Source organism: Aphanothece sacrum FPU1 (assembly GCF_003864295.1).
In the GTDB taxonomy this organism is placed as follows: domain Bacteria; phylum Cyanobacteriota; class Cyanobacteriia; order Cyanobacteriales; family Microcystaceae; genus Aphanothece_B; species Aphanothece_B sacrum.
On record NZ_BDQK01000013.1, the window covers coordinates 858,701 to 883,815 of the forward strand.

The following is a 25,115-nucleotide window of genomic DNA, read 5'->3' on the forward strand; positions in this document are numbered from 1 at the left end:
TCGAATTAGTTAAGATTCTATTTAGAGAACCGAGGTTAACTAAAAGATAGGGTTAAACTAATCAGCGTGTTCCCTAGACACATTACAACAGTCAAACAAGACCGTTAATTCTCTTTATAAGACACCCGTAGAGTTGGTAGGAATTATATGACAAAGCGAACCTTTGGCGTAATCGGCTTGGCGGTAATGGGAGAAAACCTCGCCCTCAACGTCGAAAGTCGTGGTTTTCCCATTGCTGTCTATAACCGTACAGCAAGCAAGACAGAAGAATTCATGAAAAACCGGGCCCAAGGTAAAGACGTAAAAGCGGCCTATTCTTTAGAAGAATTCGTACAAACCTTAGAACGTCCCCGCAAAATTCTGGTAATGGTACAAGCGGGAAAACCCGTTGATGCTGTTATTGAACAACTCAAACCCCTTCTTGATGAAGGAGACATGATTATTGATGGCGGTAACTCCTTATATGAAGATACCGAACGCCGCACCAAATATCTCGAATCTACTGGTTTCGGTTTCGTAGGAATGGGTGTCAGTGGTGGTGAAGAGGGCGCATTAAAAGGGCCTAGCTTAATGCCTGGAGGCACTAAAGCTGCTTATCAAGAATTAGAACCCATTTTAGTCAAAATCGCCGCTCAAGTCGATGATGGCCCCTGTGTTACTTTTGTTGGACCTGGTGGTGCTGGCCATTATGTGAAAATGGTTCACAATGGTATTGAATATGGGGATATGCAGCTAATTGCTGAAGCCTACGACATCATGAAAAATGCTCTAGGTCTTACTAATCCTCAACTGCATGAAGTGTTTAGCGAGTGGAATACCACCGATGAACTTAATTCTTTCTTAATTGAAATTACTGCCGATATCTTCAAATATATCGACCCCGAAACCAATACCCATCTGATTGATTTAATTCTCGACTCTGCTGGTCAAAAAGGCACGGGACGTTGGACAATTATGAGTGCCTTAGAGTTAGGAGTTCCCATCCCGACCATGTATGCTGCGGTTAATGCACGGGTGATGTCTTCTTACAAAGCAGAACGAGTAGCAGCTTCTAAGCAATTACCTGGCCCGACTACAACTTTTGATGGAGATGTTAAAGCTTTTGTCGGCAAAGTACGGGATGCTTTATATTGCTCTAAAATGTGTTCCTATGCTCAAGGGATGGCCTTAATTGCTAAAGCTTCTGCTGAATATTACAATAACGAAATCAGTTTACCTGAGTCGGCTCGTATTTGGAAAGGCGGTTGTATTATTCGGGCTGGCTTCTTAGATAAGATTAAGAAGGCATTTGTCGATAATCCTAGTTTACCTAATTTGTTGTTAGCTCCTGAGTTTAAACAAAGTATCTTAGACCGTCAAGATGCTTGGCGCGAAGTGTTAGTATTAGCCAATGAATTAGGAATTCCGGTTCCTGCGTTTAGTTCTTCTTTAGACTACTTTGATAGCTATCGTCGTGCTGACTTACCTCAGAATTTAACCCAAGCGCAACGTGACTATTTTGGGGCCCATACTTACGAACGGACTGATAAACCCAGAGGTGAATTCTTCCACAGTGGATGGTCTGCTTAATTTTCATTAATTAATGACTTTAATTATTAGCCCTTCCTTTAATTGGATCTGGTTTTTAATTTTAAACCCCTGGGGCTTCTTCCAGGGGTTCTGATTTCCAGTATTTATGTCTTACTTTAACTTAATGTCGCCAGAATTCCCCATCCCTCTATAGGGTGGGGACGGCAGTTCTTTTATGTCGGGGAACCCGCCAACAAGACTGCCTCATAAATGGCGACCAGTAAATAAACGCAGAAGCATCCACATTCTCTAAAATCTATGTTACCATGTTATCAGTCGTCTACTAGGTGGCTACGGTTCATTCAAAAATCAAGAGAGTAAGAGAAGATTTTCTACACAAACTATCCCGCAAGATAGTAAACGAAAACCAAGTTATTGCCGTAGAAAATCTTAATGTAAAAGGCATGGTACGCAATCACAATCTAGCAAAAGCTATTAGTGATTGTGGGTGGAGACAATTTTGTACCATGCTTAAATACAAGTCAGAATGGGATGGAAAAACCTATATTGAAGTAGGGAGATTTTTTGCCTCATCTAAAACCTGTAATGTCTGCCTAAATCGAATAGATAGTTTAGATTTAGACATTAGATCCTGGACTTGTAATAAATGCCAAACTCATCACGACCGTGATGTAAACGCGGCAAAAAACATTTTATTTGAAGCCTTGCGGATATTGTCGTTAGGAACTAGCGACACAGCCAATGGAGGGAATGTAAGACAACCTAACAAAACCGAAGTTTTGTTAGATGCAGTTCCCTGTGAAGTTGGAAACCCCATCCGTCTTACGGTGGGGTAGTTCATCTTTCGGTTTTTGTTTCTGGTTTAAATAGGGTTTGCTGAATAAGGACAAAAACCTGATACAATAAAGGTTATAGGGGTACTAAGTGGGAAAAAAACATCACTATAACGCAATTGAGGGGAAATTCGGACAAGCAAAACGAAGATTTAGCCTCAACTTAGTGATGACTAAACTCCCTGAAACGTCAGAAACATCTATCGCTATTACTTTTTTAGTTGTCAATCTTTCTAGACTGCTTCGGCAGTTTTTGACGTTTTTTTGTCCTCATTTATTAATAATAATACACCTGAGATGATTATCCCTGTTAATATTAAATTTGATTATCGTTTCGATTTTTTGTCCGCAGATAAACTTATTAATTGTAGGGTATTGATGTGAGAGTTGCCATTCGATCACAAAAATTAATGAATAAAAAGAAACACAAAAAATAAATCCCTATTATTTATAAATATCACGATGTAACGCCACATCCTAATTCAGCCTTTAACTCTGTTTTAGATTTGCCAGTATCGCGGCCTTCTAAATATTCCTGATAGGCTTTCTCTCCCGCTTCAATTTCTTCAGGAGGCACGTCATCAACAGTCTCAGCGGTTTCTAAATACTCTAGGAATTGCTCAATATTTAAAGCACTTTGGTTGTTCATGCTACTGCGCCTACTTCCTTATTGTTTTTCTGGCTTTCATTAACCATCATAAAACAAAAGAGGGATTGTGGCGCGGTATATCGGATAGGTTATCATAAGCTTTACTTATCACCACACATACGGGAAAATCGTACTAAAGCCTTAGTTGGTATATAAAATTTGTTTTTTTTGTATTACTTGTAACCTAAAGAAATCTTGAAGGGGGCCAAATCGAAAATTGTCACTCTCTTTACGCATTTTTGACACAGCATTGACACAATGAGTGTGTTTAATGTAAATGGATTTATTTACCAAAGCCGACTTCATAACCTTGATAAAATTATCTTATTACCCCTATTCTTATGAATCAAATGACTATCAGATTCCTCGATTTTTTAAAAGATGATTTAGCGATTCCGGCTGAGTCTATCGCCTTAGCTGTTCGGGACGTATACGCCATGCCTCATCACTTTCCCATGATTCTTTGGCAATATGGATTAGTTAATAAAGAACAACTAGAAGATGTCTTTGACTGGCTAGAGGAACATTGTTTATAAAGTTTTAATCTGTTTTTTATCTTAAAATCATGAGGAACACTCAACCCCAACAAGTAGAGCATTTTAGAAAGTATTAATAGAACGAAAATTGTCCTGTATTCTTGACCATTTTTAATGACTTGACACAGTTATCTAAAGTACAATTAATCATTAGTTGTTTGCTAGAGATAAAATATTTATGGGTCGTGCTAATAAAGTTGTGCTGGCTTATTCTGGTGGGGTTGATACTTCCGTATGTATTCCCTATCTCAAGAATGAATGGGGAGTAGATGAAGTGATCACCTTGGCTGCGGACTTAGGGCAAGGGGACGAATTAGGCCCTATTCAGCAAAAAGCTCTGAAATTTGGAGCAATTGAGTCCTTAGTCGCTGATGCTACCTCAGAATTTGTCACAGAGTATGCGTTTAAGGCGATTAAAGCCAATGCCCTCTACGAAAACCGCTATCCTCTGTCTACCGCTTTAGCCCGTCCCCTCATTGCTAAACTCTTAGTCGAAGCGGCTGAAAAATATGGGGCTGATGCGGTGGCCCACGGATGTACTGCCAAAGGTAATGACCAGGTACGCTTTGATCTGGGTATTTTAGCCCTTAACCCCACTTTAAAGGTTTTGGCCCCCGCCAGAGAATGGAATATGAGTCGGGAACAAACTATTGCCTATGGGGAACGCTGTGGCATGGAATTTCCGGTTAAGAAGTCTTCTCCTTTTAGTATTGATCGTAATTTACTCGGACGCAGTATGGAAGCGGGGCCTCTCGAAGATCCTATGACGGAACCCCCGGAAGAAATTTATCTGATGACCAAGGCGATCGCGGATACCCCTAATGAACCCGAATATATTGAGATTGGGTTTGAAAAGGGTATTCCTGTTAGTATTAATGGTCAAATTCTTGATCCCGTGACCCTTATCAGTCAACTCAATGACACAGTAGGTAAACATGGGGTTGGCCGTCTTGATATGATTGAAAATCGGGTGGTTGGCATCAAATCACGGGAAATTTATGAGGCCCCGGCTTTGTTAGTATTAATTGATGCTCACCGAGATTTAGAAAGTCTGACTCTGACGGCTGATGTTACTCAATATAAACGCGGTCTTGAAGAAACTTACGGTCAATTAATTTATCGGGGTTTGTGGTATTCTCCTTTAAAAGAAGCTCTTGATGCTTTTATTGATCAAACTCAAGAACGAGTGACGGGAATGGTACGCATTAAATTGTTGAAAGGCAATGCGAAAATAGTAGGTCGTTCTTCAGAAAACTCCATTTATAGTGCGAATTTGTCCACTTATGGAGAAGATGATCATTTCGATCATAAAGCAGCAGAAGGCTTTATTTATATTTGGGGACTTCCTACTAGAGTTTGGGCCCAAAAAACCAAGGGTTAATGATTGAATGTAGGGGCATAATATATTATGTCCCTATCCATTTTTTTTTGTCATTCACTCCAGAGCTATTTTATTGTCTAAAACGCCCTAACCCTAAAGGGTTGGGCTATAAGAACAAAGCCCGCCTGCGCGGGCTATCTGGCTAATTATTAATATTTGCGATTATACTATTTAATAAAAATTCAATTTAAGTTACTTTAAATTATGCCACTACAAGAAGAAATTGACAAAACTAGAAAAGAAATTAGGACAGATAGTTATTCTATGTCTATTGGCGAATGGATAAGTCTTTATGAGAACAATGAGGTTAATATTTATCCAGAGTTTCAACGTTATTTTCGCTGGTCGGATCATCAAAAATCGGCTTTTATAGAATCAATTTTACTGGGTATTCCTATTCCACCAATTTTTGTTAGTCAAAGAGATGATGGGGTTTGGGATGTGGTGGATGGTGTTCAGAGGCTATCAACAATCTATGAATTTGTTGGTATTTTAAAAAAAGATGAACAAGAAGAAGATAAGGAACAAGAAAAAGATGATGTTCCAGTTTCTTTACAAAAAACAACATATTTAGCATCTTTGGAAGGCAAAAAGTGGGATGATCCCAATGATCCAGAAAATTCTCTGACACAGACACAACGTTTATTGATTAAACGATCAAAAATTACTGTTAATATTGTTGAAAAAGAAAGTGATCCCATTATTAAATATGAGTTATTTCTACGATTAAATAGGGGAGGATCACCCGCTACTCCTCAAGAAATGAGAAATTGTATTCTTGTGATGTTGAATAAAGATTTATATGAATTAATGCGTTCACTTGCTAATTATGAATCATTTAGAAATTGTATTGCTTTGAGTGATAGGCTTTATGAAGAAAAGTATGATATGGAATTAGTATTACGCTTTATTCTTCTATTTGATAAAGATCAGAAAAATATTGAAAAATTAGGAGGCGATGTTAATGAGTTTCTAACAGACAAAGTACGCGAAATCGCTACTAATAAAGAGTTAGACTATAGACACATAGAAACAGCATTCAAGAGAACATTTGATATACTTAATGAAACAACGGGAGATAATAGCTTCAAAAGATATAAATCTGAACAGGATAGATTTCTTGGTAAATTTATATTATCTGCATTTGAAGTAGTCGCATTAGGAATAGGATATAATTATAAAAATCTGCCAACAACTAATCTAATATCTGATAAAATAAAGAGTATTTGGTCAAATCAAACTTATCAAAAGTGGTCTGGTGCAGGTGTGAATACTGTAAGACGTTTACCCTATCTTATTCCCCTTGGTAGAGGGGTATTTTCTGCCTCATGAAACGCCAGACTGCTGAACAACTAAGTGATAGACTTTCAGACGATCTTATTTGGAGAAAGAAGGAACTTTCAGAACTTAAATCTTTGGTAGAAAACAAAGGTTTTTCACCTCAAAAACATAACTTATTAACTCGCAGTGGAATCTGTATTTTATATTCCCATTGGGAAGGTTTTGTTAAATTAGCTGCTAACTCTTATCTAGAATATGTTAGGCTTAAAAAGCTTCGTTATGAACAACTTTCTAGTAACTTTTTATCGTTGGCAATGAAAGATAAGCTAAAGGAAGCAAAAGAGACAAATAAAGCATCATTATATATACCTGTTTGTGATTTTTTTCTAGTTGAGTTACATAATAAATCTTCCCTACCTAAAGAAGCGATTTCTACGGCTTCAAATCTTTCTTCTGAAGTTTTCAAAGAAATCACTTATATTTTAGGATTAGATTTTTCTCTTTATTCTACTAAGTCAAAATTAATAGATGAGAAACTTTTAAAAAACAGAAATGAAATTGCACACGGTAACTATTTGATGATTGACACAGAAGAATATATAGAGTTACATACAGAAGTTATAGGAATGCTTGATACATTTAAGACTCAAATAGAAAATGCTGTTCTTAATGAGGATTTTAAACGAAATTTATCTTAATTTTAAATAGTGCTATTATTCCATTTTGTTAATCTTGAAATAATTCTTGTCTATAATTAAATCAGCGTAAATAATCAGGGTTTAGTACATTTTCAAGGGTAAAAGGACAAATTTTAGGAAAGATATTAAGGTTTAACTCTGTTTCTGCAGCAGCTTCTTTTCTAGCATACTCATAACAATAATTAAACCTTATTGTTAAATAAGTCCGTAAACTCGGACTATCTTCTAATTGTCTTTCCAGTCTTCGTCTATGTTTAATAATAGAATATTGCCAACTGTTCGTTTTTTTTCCGGTTGGTACTGCCACTTAAGAAGATGAAGCAAAATAATAATTAAATTGCTTTCTAAAGCGTGTTTTTCTTTTCTTCCCATAGCGGACAATTCTTCAATCAGATTATCATAATCAAGTCTTGATAACTGACGTTTTTGTAAATTATTAATAGTTGTTTCTAACCAAAGAAGAAAATCTTGATCGTAAAGTTTACAATCAAATTGATATATTTCAGTTGTCATTATTTACCCCATAATAAAACTGATGATTGTTTTACAATTTTATCCTGAAATCATAAAGGTACTCCAAAATAATAAAAATAGACCAGCACTTAGTCCCAACGGTGTGACTAAAAATTCCACAAATTCTAATAATACTAACAAACATCTTAAGACACCTAGTGATAAGTCCATGGAACTGCCCCCATCAAGTTGAGTAAAATTGAGTAGATGAACTCTAGTTTTGGCGGGTAGTAACCCGTTTCTAGAATAATGACCCTTACTTCTCACGAATTTATTATTCCTAAGCTTTAAAAGTGACCTCTTTATATAAGATACAAATTGTAATGTTTTTTTGCAACTAGGGAACTTTTTGAAATTATTAGAGTCGATGATCCGTTTAACTCTTACTACAAATCTAAAGGATCACATTCAAGATAATTTAGAATAAATGCCTAAATTTTCAAACTCAATCAGGTTTATTGAGCTACATTTTCTAAAATAGTCATGGGACCTAATCTTTTTAATTGTTGCAATTGTTCTTGATTACGTACCAATAAAGGCCCCAGCAAACCCTAAAGAATTAACAGAAATAGACTCAAAACTTGCTTGCGATCGCTTAATTACCATCATCCATTGTCGGGTTATCAAAAGATTATAAGCTCCTGATGGTTTTTGTTCTGTTCTTAGTAAACCAATTTTGTCTAATAAACTTTCATATTTTCTTAAAATAGTATGAATAATTTCTGTAAAATCGGAATTATGATTAATGTCTAAATAAGTGAAAGCATGACTAAAAGAAAAACTCGGAATTTCTCCAATTTCGCCCTCAAATTGAGCTTTTTTTAAGAAAGGTTCAATCGGAATTCTTTCACCTTCATCGGCAAAAGGAAGGGGAACTAATTGTAAATGTTTATGAGGTTGACTAGCTCCTGCAACTTGACCACTATTATAAAATATTAGTCCATCTATTTGTAATAAACAAGCCCATAATGCTCCTATATCATTGAGATTTAACGAGCTTTCTTGGTCTTCAAATTCACGAGTAATAATTAATAAGTGATAAGGAACAACATTATATTTATTTAAGAGACATAAATGAGTTTTAGAAATATCTGTAACAAATAAATCTTGTTCATAGGGTAGAAACGGATTAAAGTTTTTTCCTGTTTGTTTAACTTGTTTTTCTTGTTCTTGTTTAGCTTTTTCTTTACGGTCTAAATTTGTTAACACTCTCACTAAAAAATTAATCTCTCCCTCTTTAACAAATTCAGTGTCAGTGGGAATGCTGTGTAATGCACCACAGTTAAGAGCAAATTCAGTTTGTCCAATAACTTTATTCCACAAATTATCAGGTTCAAGTATAATTTGTTCTAATTGTTCTAACATTATATTTCCTCATTTCGTAATAACCAAACTCCACTATAAGTCATTCCAGTATCATCTGGTTGGACGACTAAAAAATGAAGTCCTTGACTTGCTTGTTTACGAGATTCATATTGTTGAGCAGATTGGGACATTTCAGCATCATCAAAAGTTAATAAAACCCAACGATCAATTAATCCTGATTCTAAAATTAAACCCCCAGATTGATTAACTTGTGTGGGAATATGAGTTAAAGAAACAGGTTTATTTTCCGCTAACCATCGAGCTAAATAAATAGATTTTTTGCCACCATAAATAACTACTCCTGGAATATTAATACTGGAAGGTATCCCTAAATTAAAAGGGTTTAAAATCTGAGGAAAATCTATTATAGGAATTGGGTGATCACTAAAATAGTCAACAATTTCATCTGCTTTAAATGAAGCAAATCGCCACTGATCTCCCCATAAATTTTCCGGTAATGCTTGAGGTGGCAATTGTTCTAATTTAACTGGATTATAATTAGAAGTATTATAACGTTGTTGCAAAATTTCTTTAAGTTTAGAAGTGCGTCTGGTGGGTTCAATTAGAATACCTAAAGCTTCACAAGCGACTGTTAATAAGCCGACGCATTGAGGGCGAAAAACTTGGATGAAATCAGGAGAATATTTATTTATAATTGGTTTCAATTGGACAATTAACCAGTTAGCATTTGCATCAGATTGCTGACAAGTCGCGTCATGAATTATCTCTCCTTGAGAATCACAAATAAGCAGTTGCCATTGAACAGTTTTTTCTGGGTTATTTAAGGAATATTTATAAAAATCTGCTTGCAGAATAGTCATTAAAATCAACCGTAATTTAGTTAATTATTTTTTCAATTATTTAATTTTAACATAAATCATAAGTATTTGAGATAATTCTTAAGAATTGAATATATAATCTAGGGTAAAATGGAGCTTATAATAAGAACAAAATAAAGTAATAAAAATGAGTCATCTTCATCTTATGAAAGAAAATACAGATAATTGGTTAGAGATTGGCAAGATTGTGGCTGCACAGGGATTAAAAGGGGAATTAAAAGTAGTTCCTAGTACTGATTTTCCTGAAAGATTTGAACAACCTGGACAACGATGGTTACAACCGCTTAATAGTTCATCTCCTCAACCTGTTGGACTAATTAGCGGTCGATATGTTCCTGGAAAAGATATCTGTATTATTCGTTTGGAAGGAATAGAAACTAGAACGCAAGCAGAAGCATTAAAAGGGTATAAGTTATTAGTATTAAGTAGCGATCGCGTAAAATTAGAGAAAGATGAATATCATGTCTCAGAGTTAATTAATTTGGAAGTTTATCATCAAAAAACGGGCGAATTAATTGGGATTGTGACTGACATTTTTGAATCGGGACATGATTTATTAGAAATTGAGTTAAATCGGTCTAAGGTTACTGTTGAAGTGATAGAAATTGAAGAGGTAGAAGAAGAAATTATTTCTAATAAAAAGAAAGAGAAAGTTAAGAAGAATAAAATATTAATTCCCTTTGTTTATGATATTGTTCCGGTAGTTGACTTAGATAATAAGCGAATAGAAATTAATCCCCCTAAAGGGTTATTAGAATTAGTTGAATAAGTATATCATAAAAATTGATATTAATTAAGAGATTATTAATTAGAACATCTGGAGTTGTTAGATGGAAAAACTTATCGTGCATGATTTTTTGATTTTAAAACATATTGAGCTTGATTTAACCAAGATCAATATTATTATTGGCAGACAAGCTGAAGGTAAAAGTATCTTAGGGAAACTGATATTTTTTTTTAAAGATTTTTTTATTAAGTATAGAGCTTCTCTTCTTAAGAATCAGACTAAAGTTCAGTTCAATAAGATTATTTTACAAGAATTTAAAAGCATTTTTACTGATTATTCTTGGCGATCAGAAAATTTTGAAATTACTTATCATTTGCATAATTATTGGATTAAAGTGACAACAGATAAATTATCAAATGGTCGCTTAAAATTAGGATTATACTATTCGGATGAGTTAGCTAAAGCACGGCGAAAAATGACTATCTCTTACCAAAAGAAAAAAGAAGAAGATAGCAGAAAATATTCAGTAGATGATGAATTTGATACTTTTGGGTATTTAGATGAGCTTTTAGAAAAAAATCTTTTTAATAGTAATAATATATTGGGATTTGAACAACCGTTTTTTATTCCTGCGGGAAGATCTTTTTATGCTAATTTAGAGGAAAATATTTTTGCTTTTTTATCATCTAATATATCTATTGACTATTTTTTAAAGGAGTTTGGTCAGGATTATCAGTTTACTAAACAAATTTACAGACAGAAAGATAATTTTGATAAAAATTATCTTTCTAAAATTAATGATATTGTTAGTCAAATAATTGTAGGAAACTATGTTCAAGAAGATGGTCAAGACTGGATTTATTCTCATAAAAATAGAAAAAAAATTAAAGTTTCTAATGCTTCTTCTGGTCAACAAGAGGCTTTACCAATGACCACTTTATTAGAAATATTACCTTTTATAACTTTTGCTGGTACATCTAACAGTATTTTCTTAATTGAAGAACCAGAAGCACATTTATTTCCTCAATCACAAAAGCATATTATTGAATTAATTGCACTCGTATTTAATATAACTGATAAAAGACATCGTTTTTTTATTACTACTCATAGTCCTTATATTTTAACTGCTTTTAATAATCTAATTCAAGCAGGGAATACTAAGAAAAAAATAAAAGAAAGAGGCAATAAAAAAGAAGAACTTAAACAGTTATTTGATATTGTTCCTGAAAATCAAATTTTAGATATTGATGATTTTGGGGTTTATACTTTAGGGAATGGAGAATTGAAAAGTATTATCAATCAAGAAAATCAGCTAATTGATACCAATATTATTGATGAGGTTTCTCATGAGTTTAGCGATATTTTTGAAAAATTAGTTGATTTAGAACTTGAGGACTAATCATAAATGAATTTTGATGAATGTTCAGAAAACATAAATCATAAGAGTATTTTAATTCAAGATAAAAAAGGTAAAAGTAAATTTTACTTAGAGAATAAGTCTCAACTTATGATAACCAAAATAATCGTGGATGGCTGTTTAAATATAACAGGAAAAAAGTGTGATTATCTAATCACTATTGATCATCCTTTAATCGAAATATATATTGAATTAAAAGGTCGTCGGGTTGATGAAGCTATAAAGCAGATTGAAAATACTATTCAGCAAGTTTCTAAGAATAAATATACAGGGACTAAATTTTGTTATATTGTTCATACTAAATGTCTTTTAACAACCCAAGAGATACAAAACTATACCAAGACATTTAAGAAAAATTATAATGCTACTCTGAGATTTAAACCATCAGGATTTAAAGAAAAAATAGTTGATATAATCGGGAAATCACGTATCTGATAACTAAAAATCTGTTAAAATAATTAATTGTTTCCTTAAATCTGACATTTAGCCTTACAATTTAATTATTTATTGCGATACTTGATAAATAAATAGCCGTGATCAAATTTATCAAAACAAAAATTATCCCCTCAAAAATAGCACAATTATTAATTCGTACTCTCATTAAATGGCAAGAAGATGAATGTTTAGAAATGGGGGCAGCATTAGCTTATTATGCTATTTTCTCTTTATTTCCTATTTTCCTTGTTATTCTCAGTATTTTCGGTTTAATCTTAGGTCCAAATACCAATGCTTATAGTCAAATTATATCCTTTGCAAATAGCTCATTACCAACAGATGCTTATAAAATTGTAGAAAGTACGTTAGTTAATTTGAATGAAAGTAGTGTCGGGGCTGGAATTATTGGATTTAGTATTTTATTTATGACAGCTAGTCGAATTTTTGGGGCTTTAGATAGGGCTGTTGATAAAATTTGGAAAGTTCATGAGGAAAAATCTACTTCGACAGGATTAATTTGGAAAATTATCAAAGTTATTAATAATCAAATTATAGCTTTTTTATTAGTTCTTAGCACGGCAGCATTAATTCTAGTCTCTTTATTATCTAATATTGCGATTAAAGTAATTTTAAAAATACTGAAAAATGTGGGAAATTTTATTCACTGGTTTAAAATAGATGAAGCCCTTCTCTGGAATACTTTGCAAGTGGGAATAACTTTTTTCCTCCTTACTTTAGTTGTTATGATATTATTTAAAATTTTACCTTCAACCCGCATAAAATGGGGTGATATCTGGTTAGGGGCTTTACTTACTGTTAGTTTATATTCTTTGTTACAAAGCTTAGTTAGTAATGGAGTTATTCGTATTGGTGAACAATTCCGCGCTTATGGGGTTATTGGTAGTGTAATGGTTCTTTTATTATGGATTTATTTAATTTGTCAAATCTTCTTTTTAGGGTGCGAATTTACCTATGTTTACACTCATTTATTTGGTAGTCGCAGTCAAAAATAAAATGAATTATGAATTATGAATTATGAATTATGAATTATGAATGGTTTTGTTTTGTTTTGCAGATAATGGTGGTAATGACGGCGATAAGTTCTTCTGTTTCTTGGGTGAGAGAGTGAATGCGGTTTGTCGGAACAATCTCTGATTTTTCTAGCAAGCGCAACCAATATAGACTTTCCCTTGCTTCTTTTTGAGCGATACTCATTTTATGAATGAAATCAGCTTTACTTTGTCCTGACTGTGCCTCTTCTATATTAGCTCCAATGGAAGTGGCAGATCTTAAATATTGTTTTCCTAGTATCCAACCTGCACCATCTTTTCCTTCCTGTAAAAATTGATATAATTTAATTGCTCGGAGGGCATAGTCAAAAGAACGTTCCCGAATATTCCTTGGTTTGTCTTCTCTTCTTTCATAATTCATAATTCATAATTCATAATTCATAATTCATAATTCATAATTCATAATTCATAATTCATAATTCATAATTCATAATTCATAATTCATAATTCATAATTCATAATTCATAATTCATAATTCATAATTCATAATTCATAATTCATAATTCATAATTCATAATTCATAATTCATAATTCATAATTCATAATTCATAATTCATAATTCATAATTCATAATTCATAATTCATAATTCTCCCTGACTAATTCTGCTAATTTTTGTGCGCTGTCAATTACAGCTAATTCTTGAGTTTTTTGAGCCATTTTTTGCAGTTGATCTGGATTTTTTAATAAATTTACAACTACTTCTTCTAACACTTTAGCCGTTAACTCTTTTTGAGGATATAAATAAGCTGCCCCAGCTTCAGCAAATACCCGTCCATTATAAGTTTGATGATCTTCAGCCGCAAACGGATAAGGAATTAAAATAGCTGGCGTTTCAGTAATAGCTAATTCTGTCAAAGTTCCGGCCCCTGCGCGACTAACCGCTAAATTAGCCCGTTGTAATAACCCCGCCATATTGTCATAAAATGGCAAAGCCAAATAATGAGGATGGGTTAAACTTCCAGCATCAGGATCATTATTCCCCGTCAAATGGACGATATAAGCCCCTAATTCCAGCCAAGAGGGAACACATTGACGCACCAATTGATTAACAGATACAGCCCCTTGAGAACCCCCTACAACTACAATTAAAGGCACATTCTCAGGAATTGGTAAATCTAACGGTTGAGGAGTGTAAAATTGCGATCGCACAGGGGTACTGACCCATTGAGTATTAGCTTGGGGCAAATATTTCGCCGTTCCTGCAAAACCCAAGGCGACCGTATCACAAAAACGACTCAATAACTTAGTGACTTTGCCAGGAATATAATTTGATTCGTGAATAATTGCCGGAATTCCTTGTAAACGGGCCGCTAAAATAGCCGGACTGGCAATATATCCCCCCGTTGTAAATACTAAATCAATTTGTTGTTCTTTAATTAACCGTCGCACTTGAAATACAGCCCTCACTAACCTCAAAAAAATCTGGAGATTTTTCACAGGAGAACTGCCTTGAAACCCCTCAACCGCTACCGTATGTAGAGGATAACGATCTCCGACTAAGGTTTGTTCAAGACGGTTAGGAACCCCCAACCATTGAATATCATAATCAGGTAAATTTTCAGCCAAGGCCAAGGCCGGAAATAAATGTCCCCCAGTTCCACTCGCAGCAATCAATAAACGAACCATATTAATAACAACAAACTATCAATAAATTGAGCTAGAATGAGACAAAGATCCTGTGTTCTTAACCAGGATACCCTAAAGCAAAATAGACGATTGACACTCCCTCGCTTTTTTAACGGCGGGGATTCTTAAGAGACATAAGTCCTTAAAGGGTTAGCCAAAAACCCGCTAGACACTCGCTCAAAACTGAGTCTGTGCTTACTTTTAACTAAAATATTGGCACTGCCGTTTATATCTGCACAAACAAGATGCTTATCCTTTGTCCGATACAATCCACGTTTAATCCTTTTGCCGGAAAATTTGTATTTACCAGGATTATCGGCATTGTAAACAGGGATTTCGTCACGGTCAAAAAAACTTGCTTTAGAGGAATAAGATTCTTCTTGCTCAAAATATTCGATTCCGTATCGAGAACACATTGCTTTAAGTTTTTGTCTCAATTGCCAAAAAGGAATTTGAACAAAATTTTGGTTATTGGAACGCCCGATATTAATCTCTTGTTTAATGCCTGGGTTATAGCCAACTACCAACTTGCCAATTTGATAAATCAAACAATGGTTAATTATTATTCGAGCCGATTTATTGAGGTAATCTCGAATGGAATCATTGCGCCATTGATTGAGTTGAGCTTGTTTGTTTGTCAACCTTTTAATACCTTGCTTATCTCCTTCAGATTGAAGTTCAGCGTTGCGCTTGTTATACCACTGATTAATGCTTTTAAGTCTTTTTCCATCAATCAAAAATTGATGCCCGTCAGTGTCAAAGCAAGCCGCCAAATTATCTACTCCCAAGTCGATAGCAATAGCACTATCAGAATTAACAGATGTCTCTATTTTTTCATCTTCATAAATATACTCAATCTCAAACCATCGAGCCGAGTATTTTGGATGTATTCGTACCTCCTTGATATTTTTGTTTTTCAGTCTTTCTGGGAGTTGGATTTTAACCTCACCATGTTCTTTTTTAAACTCTCTAGACATGGGAATTTCAAATATTCCATCTTTGAGTTTAATTCTAGGAATAATCAAAGGGAAATATCCCTCTTTAGGCAAGTATTTGGGCAGTTGTGGTCTTTGATCACATCTCCCTATGCTAATTGCCTCTCTCAGCCCCAAGAAAGACCTCATACTTCTATCTACTATCTTCATGGTCTGTTGAGCAATATCGGTATTAAGCAACCGATAGTTTTCATTAGACTTGCAAATATGGTAGTTAGATTCGTAGGTCAAGCGTCTTCTTTCTGTAAAGAAATACTGCCTACATTCGTACAATGCCACGTTAAAAAGATTTTTACTCAAACGACACAAGGCAGTGAGGGCTTTAAATTCCCTTTGGCTAAGTCTTTTGAGTTGGTTTTTTTGAGTGGCGTACATAGTCTTACTCGTTTCGCTATACCGCTAGTATATAGCGAAACAACTTAAATGTAAAGCCGTCCCAAAAGGACGGGGTTTCAAACCCAAATTTTCGATGATTTATTGGCGTTGGTTCCTCTCTTTTTTACTGGGTTTTGGCTTAAGTGTCGGTACCAATTCTGTCGTTCGCGCTGAACCCCCTGAAACGGCCCCTGCCGAATTAAAAGCCTTAATTACTCAGATCGATACGACAGCAAACCGTCAGGATAATGAAAAAATTCAGTCATTTTATAGTTCCCAGTTTGTGACGGCCGATGGACTGACGGCCGATACCATGTTTAAAAGCTTAAAAAAACTGTGGAAAAGCTATCCTAAGTTAAAATATAGGACAGAACTCCAGTCTTGGCAAAAAGAAGGTAACAATTGGGTCGCCCAAACCTTAACGACTATTGAAGGTAGTAGCTCTCAGGAGAGGCAACCCGTTCAACTCAAAGCGACGATTAAATCCCGTCAAACTATCCAAGACGGAAAATTAATTCGTCAAGAAATATTAAGCGAACGTACTCAATTAAGTTCTGGTGCGAATGCTCCCCAGGTTAAGGTTAATTTACCTGAAACCGTTAAGGTTGGCCAAGAATTTGACTTTGACGTGATTATCCAAGAACCATTGGGGGATGATTTATTAGCAGGGACAGCGATCGCCCAAACAGTAGAGAGTTCACGCTTTTTAGAACCTACTGCGATCGAACTCGATTTATTACAGTCCGGTGGTCTCTTTAAACGGGTAAAAGCCGAAGATAAGCCCCAAGATCGTTGGTTTTCCGCCCTATTAGTGCGAGGAACTGGTATGACCTTGATCACCCAAAGAGTGCGGATTCAACCGTGAAATAAATTAGGGGCAAACTTCACCTGAGTTACCCCTAAATTGTACTTTTGTCTTTTTAGATCAGAAGAAGTTAAAGATACTTTTCCAGGGTGCTGGCTAAAGTTGTTTTAGGAACTGCCCCAACCACCATATCAACTCTTTGACCCCCTTTAAAGATCATAAGAGTGGGAATGCTACGAATTCCATACTGACTGGCTGTGTTAGGATTTTCGTCAGTATTGAGTTTAACCACCTTGACTTTACCAATGTATTGTTCAGCGATTTCCTCTACTACTGGAGCTACCATACGACAAGGGCCACACCAAGGGGCCCAAAAATCTACTAATACAGGAAGTTCACTATCTAAAACCTCTTCTTTAAACTTATCATCTGTAACCTGAAGTGTGTCTGCCATACCGAGAATTCCTTTGATTGCTTACATTGCTTGAGAATACTCTAGAATTCTACCATAACGAAAACTCTGTGGATTTAACCCAAAAGAATAGATAATTTTACAAAGAATTTATGCTTTTAAGGCTAAAGTTCCTAAACCTTAGTAATCCTAGCACTCAATCTAACTTTATATTAAGTTAGATAAAGAAACCGCTCGAACAAAGCCCGAGCGGAGTGTGGTGTGAGGAGTGAACGGAAACATTCGTCTCCGCTATCTCTATTGTATAGGACAATTCCCATTTTGATTAACCAATTGTGGCAATATTCAAGAATTTTTTATTAAGTTATTCTAACGAACTAAGTAATTGTACCTGAATCTGAGGGCGATTATTGTCGTTGATGGAACGATTAACGATAGTATACACATAAGATAACTTGTTAGACGGGGAAGACTAACCCCTTAAGCTTCATGAGTGCTACTCTGGATTTTCTCTCTCAACTCAATTCTTCACAACGTCTTGCTGTAGAACATTTTTGTGGCCCTTTGTTGGTGGTAGCTGGAGCAGGTTCCGGTAAAACAAGGGCCCTAACCTACAGAATAGCTCATCTGATTAGTCATCATCAAGTTGACCCAGAATCCATTCTAGCTGTTACTTTTACCAATAAAGCAGCTAAAGAAATGAAAGAGAGAATTGAGAAGTTATTTGCTCAAGAAATGGCTCAGAAAAAACATAATACTCGTTTTGAATTGTTGCCTGAATATGAACAAAAAAAGCTAGTTTCTCAAGTTTATAAACAAACTACTAAAAAACTTTGGATCGGTACTTTTCATAGTCTATGTGTTCGTATTTTGCGCTACGATATTAATAAATATCAGGATGAACGGGGACGCACTTGGACAAGAGATTTTTCTATTTTTGATGAATCTGATGTGCAAAGTTTGATTAAAACTATTGTTACTAAACAACTCAATTTAGATGATAAAAAATTTGAGCCTCGTAATGTGCGTTATGCTATTAGTAATGCTAAAAATTTAGGTCTTTCTCCTGATGATTATCTAAAAGAGAATACTCACTATAAAGGACGTATTATTGCTGAGATTTACCAAGAATATCAAAATCAACTGGCGGCGAATAATGCTCTAGATTTTGATGATTTAATTTTGGTTCCAGTTCGTTTATTTAAACAAAATGAATCAATTTTAGGTTATTGGCATACTCAATTTAAACATATTTTAGTAGATGAATATCAAGATACTAATCAAATTCAGTATGATTTAATTCGCTTATTAACAACGAATGGAGAAACTGACAAAAGTCAATGGAATTGGCAAGATCGCTCTATTTTTGTGGTAGGAGATGCGGATCAATCTATTTATAGTTTTCGCATGGCAGATTTTACGATTTTATTAAATTTTCAATCTGATTTTGGGGATAGTTTACCGGATGAAGATACCCGCACAATGGTTAAACTCGAAGAAAATTATCGTTCTAGAGAAAACATTTTACAAGCAGCTAATAAGTTAATTGAAAATAATACACAACGCATTGACAAAATTCTCAAACCCACTAGAGGAGAAGGAGAACAAATCTATTTTTATAAGGCAGATGATGAACGCATTGAATCACAATTTGTCATTGATACTATTCAACAATTAATTAATAGTAATCCTGAATTAAATTGGGGAGATTTTGCTATTCTTTATCGTATTAATGCTCAATCTCGTTCCTTTGAAGAAGGTTTAATTCAGAATAATATTCCCTATACAATTGTAGGAGGATTTAAGTTTTATGATCGTCAAGAAATTAAAGATTCCCTGGCATATTTACGGTTAATTGTCAACCCTGTTGATACAGTTAGTTTACTAAGAATTATTAATAGTCCTCGTCGCGGAATAGGCAAAACTTCGATGGATGCTTTAATCAAAGCGTCTCAAGAATTAGAGATCCCCTTATGGGAAATTATCAGTGATGAAACCTCAGTTAATACTTTAGCAGGAAGGGCGGCAAAATCTATTAATAAATTTGCTACCATGATTAAAAAATTTCAAGAAAACTTAGAAAATTTACCTGGTGCAGAAATTTTAAATGATGTCATGGAAGTATCAGGTTATCTAGATGAATTAAAGGCAAAAGGAACAGAAGAATCAGATAATCGTATCGCCAACATTTTTGAATTGTATAATGCAGTGACCCAATATCAAGAAGAAAATGAAGACAAAAGCTTACAAGGATTTTTAACCAATGCTTCCTTAGCATCTGATCTTGATGGGTTAAAAGAAGGACAAGAAAAAGTATCATTAATGACCCTTCATTCGGCCAAAGGATTAGAATTTCCTGTTGTATTTCTGGTAGGATTAGAACAAGGATTATTACCTCATAATCGCAGTTTAAGTGATCCTTTATCCTTAGAAGAAGAACGACGTTTATGTTATGTGGGAATCACCAGGGCCCAAGAACAATTATTCTTAACTTGTGCCAGAGAACGCTTTGTTTGGGGGTTTAAAGAAGCGAAATTACCCTCCCAATTTTTAAGTGAATTACCTCAAGAGTTATTGAGTAGTAATATTAAATTAACTCGTTCTAAATCTCCAGGAAAAAAACCTGCTTTATCTTCTCAAAATAGTCCCGCATCTGAATTAACTTGGTCAGTAGGCGATCGCGTAATTCATCATAGTTTTGGTGAAGGAGAAATTACTCATATTTTGGGTTCAGGAAAGAAAACTAATTTAGCTATTCAATTTCAGGGTTTGGGACGAAAAATAGTTGATCCAAAATTAGACTCTATCAGCAAAATTAAGACCAGCAAACATAGGTAAATGAAGAACTATTTAAGATCTAACGAACTGGCCACCAAGAAACTTTGTCTCTAGTCGCGGAGTAAACTTCTTTTAATCCTTCTGGGGCCACAACATTAAGAAGATCGCTGGAAGATTCGCCCTTGATAGAAGTCAGTAAACCCGCTTTTTCCATGCCTTTTAACACTTGTTCAACGGTACGCTGATTAAGTTGACAGCTACGGGCAATAATATCAATAGGTAAATCAAAATGATAACAACCGTTAGTATCAGGCTGATTACCTAATTCTCTCTCTTGATAGATTAACCCCCGTAACAAACTCGCAACTGCTTGAGGGGGATAGGTACTGCAATTAAGTAGATGATATTGGAATTTTTCCCCTAATTCAAACAGGAGACGATAGCGATCGCGGATAATCTCATTCGCGTCATATAACTGTTGTAGGGGACGAATTGAACAAATTGGAACCTCGTCCGAAATTTACGATCACCCCGCAACTCCTTTTGTCATGAGTTTTGTGGGAGAAGTTAATGTCATACCCAGTAATGCTCGACTATTTCGTAATCATTTGTGTTATACAGAATTACAATATCATTCTTCTAGCGAACTTGTGATTATGTAATATAAGATTAAGAAGATGAATCAGTATTGTCGTTTGTAGCAGGGTTTTAATGATGAAAATAATTCAATCAACTGGCAAAATTGATACTGAAGGTAGATTATCTTTAGACCATCCAATTCCAGGGAGTTTTCCCAGTTCGGTGCGCGTGATTGTTTTATTTGAAGAGATGGAAGCAGAGGTTGAGCAAATAAGTGAGGGTCAACAACCTATAGCTATGACTCCTGAAAAATTACAGTATGAATTAAAACAAGCATTGACTGAAGCGGGTTATGATTCAAGGGAAAAAATTATTCAATTGGTACAAGATGTTAAACAAGAAATTTTCCAAGAGCGTCAGCAAAACCGAAAATAAATGAGATGACTACGATTCCTTCATTAATTTTTTTGGATACTAATGTGTATTTAATTGGTGTAATCGAACCTGAGAGTTCTGAATGGATCATTCTACGCTGGTTAGGGTGGGAAGTGCCTAATAGTTATGCTGTTAGGGTAATAATTTCTGAGGAGTTGATTGATCAAATTGCTAGAGTGGCTAAACGTTTAAAAAATAAGGATTTAAGTGGAGAAATTATTAGTAGAATTTGGCAAAATTTAAAGGTTGATCATGTGCAGCTTGATGATTCTGAGTTGGCTAAAATAGAAGCGGTGGCGGTTATTCCTCGTGAAGATGTTGGAGTTTATTTAACAGCAAAGGTTGGTCAAGCTCAATCTTTTATTTCAGCAAATCATAAGTTAATTAAGGTTTTAGTTAAAGAAACAAGGGAATTTGACTGTTTTACTCCTTCTGAGTTTGTAAGTCGGTATTTAAAGGAAAAAGAATAAAATCTGCTCTCCCGTACCTGTGGTGATAAGTAAAAGTTATAATTCGTAGGGTGGATTAGACGCGGCACTTACAAACATTCGTTTATTTGTAAGCAAGGCGCAGAAGACAGAAAGTGTTAAAATTATTTCACGAAATATTTTTAATTTGTTTTTTGCTCAGAGTATGTTAATTTTTTTAACAGAAGAATCCTTTAAAAAAGATGGTTTAGGTTGGCGACTACAACAGTTACAACAACGAATCGGAGAATGGTGGGAACTACAACTGCAAAAATGGAATTTTAAGTTACCTAACCCCGATTTAAACCCGATAGCTAATTTGTCATTTCTCTGGGAAATTATTAAGGGTATTTTTCTTATTTTATTAGTTATTCTTATTCTGTGGTTAACCTGGATAATCATTAAAAGATGGTTTCCTTACTTCCAGTTAATGTTAACTCAAACTCATCAATCATTTCAAGAAATTCAAGATAAATTATCTCAAGAATCATCCGTTGATAAGTTATTCGCCAGATCTCAAAAATTTCAACAACAAGGAAACTATTATCAAGCTTGTCGTTATTTATATTTAGCAATGTTACAAAGATTAAATGACAGTGGAATGATCCCCCATCAAGCTAGTATGACTAATGACGAATATCAATTATTAACTTCTCAATTACCTGATCCCGATCCTTATGAAACTATTTTAATTATACATCAACAAATATGTTTTGGCAATCAAAATCCGACTCTTTCTCTGTTTGAAACTTGTCAACAAGCTTATCAAAAAATAGATATATGAAAACAGGCGATCACGTTATCAAGACACAAATTTCCTATTTTTGCGGTAAAATAGGATTGTTACTTCTCCATAGAATTAAGTCATGACAGTAGAATTTGCACCAATTTTTGAGCTAGGACTTTCAGAAAAGCTACAGCTTCTCGAAGATCTCTGGGATAATATTGCAACTCAACCAGCTAATGTTCCTGTACTAAGCTGGCAAAAAGAAGAACTCACTAAAAGAAAACTATCTCACTCACAAGATCCTAATTTAGCAAGTTCTTGGGACTCAGTAAAAGCAAGAATCCGTAGTCAAAGAAATGTCTAAGAGTCTCATCATTCTCCATCCATTTGACGAGAAATAATGGCTTCAACCAAGGTGGTTAGCGATGGGAGGATGTCAATCTTCAATCTTAGGGGAACCTGATCCCGATCCTTATGAAACTATCTTAATTATACATCAAAAAATCTGTTTTGGCAATCAAAATCCGACTCTTTCTCTATTAGAAACTTGTCAACAAGATTATCAAAAAATAGATATATGAAAACAAATAATAATCGGAAAATTTGGTTATTTGGACTTTTTTTTATAATTATCTTAATCATTATTACTATTTTTGTTGCCCCCAATAATAATAAACTCAATCGAGGGTCAACTTATAATCGTAATCCTGATGGTTATGGGGCCTGGTATGCTTATATGGAAAAAAAAGGAACCCCCATTAAACGATGGCAAAAACCCTTAGAAATCTTAAGTAATAAGGAGTCTATCACTTTATTACAAATTTATCCTAATAACCTTCCTTCTGCTTTAATAAATAAACAAAAAGATTGGCTCAAAAAAGGCAATAAATTAATCATTTTAGGGGTTAAAAAATCAGTTACTGAAGCTAATTTTACCACCTTACATGATTATAAATTAGGTCAAATCAAAATTGAGACAAAACGAAGAAATAAAGAAGAAAATGATACCATTCTTGGAGATAAATTTGGGGCTATTATTTGGCAAGAAAAAATTGGTAAAGGACAAATTATTGCCTCTGTTACCCCAGATTTAGCGGCTAATGCTTATCAAGATAATCCAGGAAATTATGAATTTTTAGCTAAATTAGTCACTGAAACAGGTAATCCTATTTATGTAGATGAATATTTACATGGATATAAAGATAAAGAAGTTATTGAAAAAGAAGTAGGAGGAAATATATTTAGTTATTTTGCTAAAACTCCAATATTGCCTATTTTTATTCAGGTGTTAGTGATAATAATAGTGTTAATTTGGGACAAAAATAATCGATTTGGTCAAATTATCAAGTTAGTAAAACCAAGTATTAATAATAGTTCAATTTATATTAAAGCTTTAGCTGGAGTGTTAGAAAAAGCGGAAAGTAGTGATTTTGTTATTTCAACTATTAATTTAGAAGAACAAAAACAGTTACAAAAATTACTAGGATTGAATGATAAAAGTCTTAACAGTGAGAGATTAATTGAAGCTTGGGGACAACAAACCGGACAACCTATTAAAGAATTAAAATCGATTGTAAAGGTTGCTGAAAAGAAAAGTAAGATCAATGATGCTAGTTTAAAGAAGTGGTTAGAAAAGTGGCAAGAAATTAGAGAAAAAATCAATAACTAATATGTTTAGTGACATATTTTGTTTGTCAAATATTTATATAAGTTGACAATAAGGCATATTTAAGGATGATTTGCTATAATTGAAAATGGTTCTACCAGACAAGTTATGCTAAATTATTACAAATGATAGACCTTCACTCGCTCAGAGTTAAGCTATACGAACAAAGGTTGCCTACGCAACCTAAAATTTAGTCCGCGCAGGCGGACTTAGTCTTTATAGAATAAGGCTTTAGCCTTTTATTAATTATTAGTTTAGCATAGTTTGTCCTGTAGAACCATTATTATGAAGAATCTTGATTTAATTAAAATCCGAAAAAAAAGCTACAATTGGTTAATTATTAATTGGCGAACTTTAATTATTGGTACTATTATACCTTTACTAATTTTTAGTATTCTTGCGTGGAAAGTTAGTGAAGCTAAAAAAGGATTCTCTTGGGATATTTTTATTTTATTACAAATTCATACCACTGCTCAACCTTTTTTAGATCAGATAGCTCAAATTTTAACACAGTTAGGCGATTTTCCCAAAATTACTGGATTATTAATACCTATTATTATTTTACTTATTTATCAAAAAAAATGGCGACAATTAGCTTATTTCATTATTACACTTTTAGGTAAATTGGTTATTAGTGTAAATACTAAAATTTTCTTCCATCGAATACGTCCTCATCTTTGGGAATCAATGTATTCTCGACCTGAAGATTTTTCTTTCCCTAGTGGTCATGCTATGGGAAGTATGACCTTAGTAATGATTCTTTTAATGATTACCTGGGGAAGTCGCTGGAGTCTTTTGGTTGGCATATTTGGCAGTTTATTTGTGTTAGTAATAGCTTGGACTCGTTTATATTTAGGTGTTCATTTTCCTAGTGATATTTTGGGAGGATGGATGCTTGCTATTGTTTGGACAATAGGAATGAGTTTATTATTTAATATTCGTCAGTCGAATAGGACTAATTTAGATGCATGACAA

At 34.2% G+C, this 25,115-nt stretch carries 26 protein-coding genes and 5 pseudogenes; 21 read left to right on the forward strand and 10 right to left on the reverse strand.

Annotation, left to right across the window (positions count from 1 at the left end; genetic code table 11):
- Positions 1-147 precede the first annotated feature (147 nt).
- From gnd to AsFPU1_RS14780, 3 genes and pseudogenes are all read left to right on the forward strand, one after another.
- Positions 148-1,569 carry a decarboxylating NADP(+)-dependent phosphogluconate dehydrogenase gene (gnd, locus tag AsFPU1_RS14770; protein ID WP_124977122.1) on the forward strand — a complete coding sequence of 474 codons (1,422 nt, stop codon included), beginning with the start codon at positions 148-150 and terminating at the stop codon, positions 1,567-1,569.
- Between the two features lie 287 nt (positions 1,570-1,856).
- Positions 1,857-2,366, forward strand: a pseudogene (locus tag AsFPU1_RS14775) (RNA-guided endonuclease TnpB family protein); the annotation flags it as partial.
- 109 nt (positions 2,367-2,475) lie between these two features.
- Positions 2,476-2,747 (forward strand): annotated as a pseudogene (locus AsFPU1_RS14780) (transposase); the annotation flags it as partial.
- Between the two features lie 73 nt (positions 2,748-2,820).
- Here AsFPU1_RS14780 and AsFPU1_RS14785 read toward each other — a convergent pair.
- Complete coding sequence (locus tag AsFPU1_RS14785) at positions 2,821-3,012, reverse strand: hypothetical protein (protein ID WP_124977120.1); 192 nt, start codon at positions 3,010-3,012, stop codon at positions 2,821-2,823.
- A 341-nt stretch (positions 3,013-3,353) separates the two neighbouring features.
- Here AsFPU1_RS14785 and AsFPU1_RS14790 point away from each other — a divergent pair, with 341 nt between their 5' ends.
- The 4 genes from AsFPU1_RS14790 to AsFPU1_RS14805 all read left to right on the forward strand — a co-directional run bounded on the left by AsFPU1_RS14790 (position 3,354) and on the right by AsFPU1_RS14805 (position 6,908).
- A complete protein-coding gene (locus AsFPU1_RS14790; protein WP_438357535.1) occupies positions 3,354-3,548 on the forward strand; it encodes a DUF2949 domain-containing protein in 195 nt (64 codons plus the stop codon).
- Positions 3,549-3,726: 178 nt separating this feature from the next.
- Positions 3,727-4,929 (forward strand): argininosuccinate synthase, encoded by a 1,203-nt coding sequence (locus tag AsFPU1_RS14795; protein WP_124977118.1) that lies wholly within the window; start codon positions 3,727-3,729, stop codon positions 4,927-4,929.
- A 204-nt stretch (positions 4,930-5,133) separates the two neighbouring features.
- Positions 5,134-6,261, forward strand: a complete 1,128-nt coding sequence (locus AsFPU1_RS14800) for a DUF262 domain-containing protein (RefSeq protein ID WP_124977116.1) — start codon at positions 5,134-5,136, stop codon at positions 6,259-6,261.
- Entirely contained in the window at positions 6,258-6,908 is a 651-nt protein-coding gene (locus AsFPU1_RS14805) for an MAE_28990/MAE_18760 family HEPN-like nuclease (protein ID WP_124977114.1), read from the forward strand. The genes AsFPU1_RS14800 and AsFPU1_RS14805 overlap by 4 nt, the downstream gene beginning before the upstream one ends.
- Positions 6,909-6,969: 61 nt before the next feature.
- Here the strand turns inward: AsFPU1_RS14805 and AsFPU1_RS14810 are convergent.
- From AsFPU1_RS14810 to AsFPU1_RS14825, 4 genes and pseudogenes are all read right to left on the reverse strand, one after another.
- Positions 6,970-7,421, reverse strand: a pseudogene (locus AsFPU1_RS14810) (DUF29 domain-containing protein).
- A gap of 39 nt (positions 7,422-7,460) precedes the next feature.
- Positions 7,461-7,688: a hypothetical protein gene (locus tag AsFPU1_RS14815; RefSeq protein WP_124977112.1), complete on the reverse strand. Its 228-nt coding sequence runs from the start codon at positions 7,686-7,688 to the stop codon at positions 7,461-7,463.
- Between the two features lie 255 nt (positions 7,689-7,943).
- Complete coding sequence (locus AsFPU1_RS14820; RefSeq protein WP_369692084.1) at positions 7,944-8,786, reverse strand: ATP adenylyltransferase family protein; 843 nt, start codon at positions 8,784-8,786, stop codon at positions 7,944-7,946.
- A complete protein-coding gene (locus tag AsFPU1_RS14825; protein WP_124977108.1) occupies positions 8,786-9,607 on the reverse strand; it encodes a Tab2/Atab2 family RNA-binding protein in 822 nt (273 codons plus the stop codon). Before AsFPU1_RS14825 ends, AsFPU1_RS14820 begins: the two co-directional genes overlap by 1 nt.
- Before the next feature lie 163 nt (positions 9,608-9,770).
- On the opposite strand from AsFPU1_RS14825, the gene rimM reads away from it, so the two are divergent.
- The 4 genes from rimM (at position 9,771) to AsFPU1_RS14845 (ending at position 13,217) form a co-directional block, all read left to right on the forward strand.
- Positions 9,771-10,394, forward strand: coding sequence for a ribosome maturation factor RimM (gene rimM / locus AsFPU1_RS14830; protein ID WP_124977126.1), 624 nt, complete (start codon positions 9,771-9,773; stop codon positions 10,392-10,394).
- Between the two features lie 61 nt (positions 10,395-10,455).
- Positions 10,456-11,751, forward strand: coding sequence for an AAA family ATPase (locus AsFPU1_RS14835; protein ID WP_125061130.1), 1,296 nt, complete (start codon positions 10,456-10,458; stop codon positions 11,749-11,751).
- Positions 11,752-11,757: 6 nt separating this feature from the next.
- Positions 11,758-12,204 (forward strand): hypothetical protein, encoded by a 447-nt coding sequence (locus tag AsFPU1_RS14840; RefSeq protein WP_125061131.1) that lies wholly within the window; start codon positions 11,758-11,760, stop codon positions 12,202-12,204.
- A 98-nt stretch (positions 12,205-12,302) separates the two neighbouring features.
- A complete protein-coding gene (locus AsFPU1_RS14845; RefSeq protein ID WP_125061132.1) occupies positions 12,303-13,217 on the forward strand; it encodes a YihY/virulence factor BrkB family protein in 915 nt (304 codons plus the stop codon).
- Between the two features lie 34 nt (positions 13,218-13,251).
- On the opposite strand, the gene AsFPU1_RS14850 is transcribed toward AsFPU1_RS14845, so the two are convergent.
- From AsFPU1_RS14850 to AsFPU1_RS14860, 3 genes are all read right to left on the reverse strand, one after another.
- Positions 13,252-13,635 (reverse strand): four helix bundle protein, encoded by a 384-nt coding sequence (locus AsFPU1_RS14850; protein ID WP_125061133.1) that lies wholly within the window; start codon positions 13,633-13,635, stop codon positions 13,252-13,254.
- A gap of 213 nt (positions 13,636-13,848) precedes the next feature.
- Entirely contained in the window at positions 13,849-14,901 is a 1,053-nt protein-coding gene (murG, locus tag AsFPU1_RS14855) for an undecaprenyldiphospho-muramoylpentapeptide beta-N-acetylglucosaminyltransferase (RefSeq protein ID WP_124977218.1), read from the reverse strand.
- Positions 14,902-15,026: 125 nt separating this feature from the next.
- Positions 15,027-16,271: an RNA-guided endonuclease InsQ/TnpB family protein gene (locus AsFPU1_RS14860; RefSeq protein WP_124977216.1), complete on the reverse strand. Its 1,245-nt coding sequence runs from the start codon at positions 16,269-16,271 to the stop codon at positions 15,027-15,029.
- A 94-nt stretch (positions 16,272-16,365) separates the two neighbouring features.
- On the opposite strand from AsFPU1_RS14860, the gene AsFPU1_RS14865 reads away from it, so the two are divergent.
- On the forward strand, positions 16,366-17,136 hold the full coding sequence (locus tag AsFPU1_RS14865; RefSeq protein WP_124977214.1) for a DUF8623 domain-containing protein: 771 nt from the start codon (positions 16,366-16,368) through the stop codon (positions 17,134-17,136).
- 70 nt (positions 17,137-17,206) lie between these two features.
- On the opposite strand, the gene trxA is transcribed toward AsFPU1_RS14865, so the two are convergent.
- A complete protein-coding gene (gene trxA, locus AsFPU1_RS14870) occupies positions 17,207-17,530 on the reverse strand; it encodes a thioredoxin (protein WP_124977212.1) in 324 nt (107 codons plus the stop codon).
- A 447-nt stretch (positions 17,531-17,977) separates the two neighbouring features.
- Here trxA and pcrA point away from each other — a divergent pair, with 447 nt between their 5' ends.
- Positions 17,978-20,326 carry a DNA helicase PcrA gene (gene pcrA, locus AsFPU1_RS14875; protein ID WP_124977210.1) on the forward strand — a complete coding sequence of 783 codons (2,349 nt, stop codon included), beginning with the start codon at positions 17,978-17,980 and terminating at the stop codon, positions 20,324-20,326.
- 19 nt (positions 20,327-20,345) lie between these two features.
- Here pcrA and AsFPU1_RS14880 read toward each other — a convergent pair.
- Positions 20,346-20,750: pseudogene (locus AsFPU1_RS14880) on the reverse strand (Crp/Fnr family transcriptional regulator); the annotation flags it as partial.
- A gap of 1 nt (position 20,751) precedes the next feature.
- Between AsFPU1_RS14880 and AsFPU1_RS23570 the strand changes: the two are divergent.
- The 8 genes and pseudogenes from AsFPU1_RS23570 to AsFPU1_RS14915 form a co-directional block, all read left to right on the forward strand.
- Positions 20,752-20,874 (forward strand): annotated as a pseudogene (locus AsFPU1_RS23570) (sulfate ABC transporter ATP-binding protein); the annotation flags it as partial.
- Positions 20,875-20,977: 103 nt separating this feature from the next.
- Entirely contained in the window at positions 20,978-21,280 is a 303-nt protein-coding gene (locus tag AsFPU1_RS14890) for a hypothetical protein (RefSeq protein WP_227873610.1), read from the forward strand.
- A 5-nt stretch (positions 21,281-21,285) separates the two neighbouring features.
- Entirely contained in the window at positions 21,286-21,750 is a 465-nt protein-coding gene (locus AsFPU1_RS14895; protein WP_124977206.1) for a PIN domain-containing protein, read from the forward strand.
- A gap of 163 nt (positions 21,751-21,913) precedes the next feature.
- The gene (locus tag AsFPU1_RS14900) at positions 21,914-22,531 is read left to right on the forward strand and encodes a DUF4129 domain-containing protein (protein WP_124977204.1); all 618 of its coding nucleotides are present in this window, start codon (positions 21,914-21,916) and stop codon (positions 22,529-22,531) included.
- A gap of 82 nt (positions 22,532-22,613) precedes the next feature.
- The gene (locus tag AsFPU1_RS14905; protein ID WP_124977202.1) at positions 22,614-22,838 is read left to right on the forward strand and encodes an addiction module protein; all 225 of its coding nucleotides are present in this window, start codon (positions 22,614-22,616) and stop codon (positions 22,836-22,838) included.
- Positions 22,839-22,899: 61 nt separating this feature from the next.
- Complete coding sequence (locus AsFPU1_RS22720; RefSeq protein ID WP_174715385.1) at positions 22,900-23,055, forward strand: hypothetical protein; 156 nt, start codon at positions 22,900-22,902, stop codon at positions 23,053-23,055.
- Positions 23,052-24,143: a DUF4350 domain-containing protein gene (locus tag AsFPU1_RS14910; protein ID WP_125061134.1), complete on the forward strand. Its 1,092-nt coding sequence runs from the start codon at positions 23,052-23,054 to the stop codon at positions 24,141-24,143. The genes AsFPU1_RS22720 and AsFPU1_RS14910 overlap by 4 nt, the downstream gene beginning before the upstream one ends.
- Before the next feature lie 282 nt (positions 24,144-24,425).
- The gene (locus AsFPU1_RS14915) at positions 24,426-25,112 is read left to right on the forward strand and encodes a phosphatase PAP2 family protein (RefSeq protein ID WP_124976941.1); all 687 of its coding nucleotides are present in this window, start codon (positions 24,426-24,428) and stop codon (positions 25,110-25,112) included.
- The last annotated feature ends 3 nt before the right edge of the window (positions 25,113-25,115 follow it).